Genomic DNA, 918 nt, shown 5'->3' with positions numbered 1-918 from the left:
CCGATCCCGGCGGCCGCCTGCGTCAAGAGCTGGACCGTGGTCGAGAGCCTGGGCGCCATCTTTGTCTGGCACGACCCCGAGGGCGGCGAGCCCGAGTGGGCGCACCCGAGCCTGCCGCAGTGGGACGACAGCTCCTGGGTGCGCGGCCACTGGGACCACCTGGGGCTGCTGAACCAGCACCCGCAGGAAATCATCGACAACATTGCCGACTACGGCCACCTGAGCCCCATCCACGGCTCGACCGTGGAGCGCTACGAGAACGAGTTCAAGGGCCACCAAGCCATCCAGCGCCAGTGCGGCGGGCACCGCACGCTGGTGGGGGACGATCCGACCAAGAACACCCTGTACACCGACACGGTCTACCACGGTCCCGGCGTGCTGATTTCCATGCTGACCGGCATGTTCGAGACCGTGCTGCTGATCATGCACACGCCGGTGGACGACGGCACCATCAAGGTCTGGCACTCGCTGATCGTCAAGTCGCCGGGCGGCAACGCGCAGGTCAACACCTCCGACCTGGTGGCGGCGCGCCAGTTCCAGGAATCGAGCCGCCTGGCCTTCGCCCAGGATTTCGAGGTCTGGACGAACAAGGCGGCCTGCCTGAACGGCCTGTTCATCCCCAGCGATGGCCCCTTCATGAAGGCGCGCGTCTGGTACAAGCANTTTCGAGGTCTGGACGAACAAGGCGGCCTGCCTGAACGGCCTGTTCATCCCCAGCGATGGCCCCTTCATGAAGGCGCGCGTCTGGTACAAGCAGTTCTACAACCCGCGCGCCAGCAAGGGCGAGTACCTGGAGCAGTGCGAAGGCGTGTACGTGCCGCGCGGCGCCACGCCCTTCACCCAGACCGAAGCGGCCGAAACAACGGCCTGACAAGGCCCTGGCAAGGCGGTTGAAAGCCAGACCGGCCAGAGCGGTTT

The 918-nt window shown here is 66.1% G+C and carries 1 protein-coding gene; it reads left to right on the top strand.

Annotation, left to right across the window (positions count from 1 at the left end; translation table 11 throughout):
* Nucleotides 1-894: hypothetical protein (locus tag QZH66_RS17115; protein ID WP_305807047.1), on the top strand; the 894-nt coding region annotated here is incomplete at its 5' end.
* Nucleotides 895-918 lie beyond the last annotated feature (24 nt).

The sequence above is a fragment of the Stenotrophomonas sp. YIM B06876 genome, assembly GCF_030711595.1.
Classification (GTDB): Bacteria; Pseudomonadota; Gammaproteobacteria; order Xanthomonadales; family Xanthomonadaceae; genus Stenotrophomonas.
The sequence above is the reverse complement of the archived record's forward strand: the minus strand, read 5'-3'. Positions and strand labels throughout refer to the sequence as shown.